Origin of the sequence: Noviherbaspirillum denitrificans, from assembly GCF_002211445.1 — a bacterium.
In the GTDB taxonomy this organism is placed as follows: domain Bacteria; phylum Pseudomonadota; class Gammaproteobacteria; order Burkholderiales; family Burkholderiaceae_D; genus Noviherbaspirillum; species Noviherbaspirillum denitrificans.
Window position 1 is genome coordinate 1 of record NZ_LSTO01000040.1, and the last position, 2429, is coordinate 2429.

Consider the following 2429-nt stretch of genomic DNA (forward strand, 5'->3'; position numbering starts at 1 on the left):
GGTAAGCGTTCGGCCATCGCGTATTGGCAGCGAGATCTAAGGCGGTAGGAGTTCAGGCGGCGGGTTGCCAGCGATGCGGAAGCAGGTCGTCGATGCGACTGGCTGGCTGAGTCGGCAGCCGTTCCAGGATATCCCGGAGGTACAGGTAAGGGTCATGCCCGTTGAGCCGGGCGGAATGGATCAAGCTCATCACCGCCGCGGCCCGCTTGCCGGCGCGCAGACTGCCGGCAAACAGCCAGTTGCTGCGGCCAACGGCAATCGGACGGATGCGGTTCTCGATCCAGTTGTTATCAATCGGCAGTGCGCCATCGTCAAGGTAGCGCGTCAGCGGCCCCCAGCGTCCCAGGCTGTAATCGATGGCTTTGGCGGTCGCGCTTCCATCCGGCACTCTTTGCCGCTGCGCCGCCAGCCATGCATGCAGCGCATCGGCCGCAGGTCGGCTTCTTTGTTGACGTACGGCCTTGCGCTGGGCGTCATCCATTTCCTGCACGTCACGCTCGATTTCATACAGCCGCCAGAATAGCGTGAGCGCCTGTTCGGCAATCTGGCTTTTGTGATTGGCCCATAGCTGATGGAACTTGCGCCGCGCATGCGCCATGCAGCCGGCTTCGGTGATGCCCAGCCTGAACAGCGCCTTGTAGCCGCTGTAATCGTCGCAGACCAGCGTGCCGCGCCAAGGTCCGAGGAACTCGGCGGCGTGGCGACCGCCACGGCTTTCCGCAAAGTCGAACACGACTGCCTGTACCGGGTGCATCGACGTGGTGCAATAGCTCCACAGGTAAGCCCGGTGCGTCTTGCCGTTGCCCGGCTTGAGCATCGCCACCGGCGTTTCATCGGCATGCAGAACCGCATGGGTCAGCAACTCTTCGCGCAGAGCGTCGACCAGCGGCTGCAGCTGCACACCGCACATGCCCACCCACTGCGCCAACGTGGAGCGCGCGATCGCCATGCCGGCGCGCTCGAAGATCCCTTCCTGCCGATACAGCGGCAAGTGATCTCCATACTTGGCCACCAGCACCTGGGCCAGCAAGCCGCAGGTCGGCATTCCCTTGTCGATGATGTGCGGTGCCACCGGCGCCTGCACCAACGTCTGGCAATGGCTGCATACCCATTTGCCGCGCACATGACGCTCCACCGTAAAGACGCCCGGCTGGTAATCGAGCTTCTCGGCGATGTCCTCGCCAATGCGCTTCATCTGGCAGCCGCAGCTGCAGGTGGTGGATTGCGGTTCATGGTGAATCTCCCGGCGGGGCAGGTGTGCCGGCAAGGGAGCGCGTTTTGGCTGCCTCTTCTCTCGCTCCTCGGCCGATGGGGACGTCAGGCGCTCGATCTCCTGTGCGAGCGCTTCAAGGTCGGTATCGATGGTTTCTTCCAGCAGGCTCTTCTGGCCCACGTGGAACGCTTCGCTTTGGGCGGCGAACTTGAGCCGCTTGAGCGCGGCCATCTCATGCGTAAGCTTGTCGATCATGACCTGCTTGACGCGCATCTCGGCCATCAGGTGCCGGGCCAGTTCGCGTAGCTGTGGCGCGTCGAGTGCATCAAGCATGGCAGCGGTGTCGGTCATGCGCACATCGTGCCAGCGGCCGACGGCGTTAACAATCGCTATCGACATCGCGTTTGCTAAAGATTAAATGACGGTGATGATGCCCCGTTCACCGACACGCTGCCATGGCAGTCCCAGCACCAGCGCATCGAACTGGGCGCGCGACAGAGTGACTGTTTTATCTTCCAAGACCGGCCAGATGAACCTGCCTTGATGCAGGCGTCGTGCCGCCAGCCAGATGCCGATGCCGTCATGTACCAGCACCTTGAGGCGGTTGGCGCGTCGATTGGCGAACAGGTAGGCGTGATGCGGCCGGGCCGCGCCGAATACCTTGACCACGCGCGCCAGGGCGGTTTCCATGCCGGCGCGCATGTCCATCGGTTCGACCGCCAGCCAGATCGCCTCAATCCGAATCACCGCAGCAGCTCACGTAGCCAGGCTGCACAGTCGGCCGCAGCACTCATGGGCCAAACGACGGTCACGGTGGTGGCCCCCCGCCGCAGCTCGACGCGAATGTTGTCGTCCCGGTTCCGCTCGGGAGCGACAGTGACTGGTACAAAGTCATGCTTGACGTCGGTCGACGCGGTATTGCTCGGCGTCGCCACCTGCGCCGGTGTTGCCTCCGCGCGTTCCTGTTTGATGATCCAGTGGCGCAGCAGATTGGCATTGAGACCGTGCGCAAGCGCGACCGCAGCGATGGAGACGCCTGGCTGCTGGCAGGCGGCAATTACTTCGGCTTTGAATTCGGCGCTGTGCCGCCGGCGCCGCTGCCGGCCGACTTGGTGTTCACCTTCGTTAGTGTGCACGTGTCCACCTAAAGTTAAGTGGACATCATCCTCGCAAGATCGCCATCACCCTTCAAGATGGAATGGCCGGACGCTTACGT

General features: G+C 62.9%; 3 protein-coding genes. All 3 read right to left on the reverse strand.

What is annotated here, in order from left to right; all coding sequences use genetic code 11:
* Positions 1 to 52: 52 nt before the first annotated feature.
* The 3 genes from tnpC to tnpA all read right to left on the reverse strand — a co-directional run bounded on the left by tnpC (position 53) and on the right by tnpA (position 2349).
* Entirely contained in the window at positions 53 to 1564 is a 1512-nt protein-coding gene (gene tnpC / locus AYR66_RS27995; RefSeq protein ID WP_088709750.1) for an IS66 family transposase, read from the reverse strand.
* A gap of 63 nt (positions 1565 to 1627) precedes the next feature.
* On the reverse strand, positions 1628 to 1960 hold the full coding sequence (tnpB, locus tag AYR66_RS28000) for an IS66 family insertion sequence element accessory protein TnpB (protein ID WP_141104056.1): 333 nt from the start codon (positions 1958 to 1960) through the stop codon (positions 1628 to 1630).
* Positions 1957 to 2349 carry an IS66-like element accessory protein TnpA gene (gene tnpA, locus AYR66_RS28005; protein WP_141104057.1) on the reverse strand — a complete coding sequence of 131 codons (393 nt, stop codon included), beginning with the start codon at positions 2347 to 2349 and terminating at the stop codon, positions 1957 to 1959. The genes tnpB and tnpA overlap by 4 nt, the downstream gene beginning before the upstream one ends.
* Between the last annotated feature and the right edge of the window lie 80 nt (positions 2350 to 2429).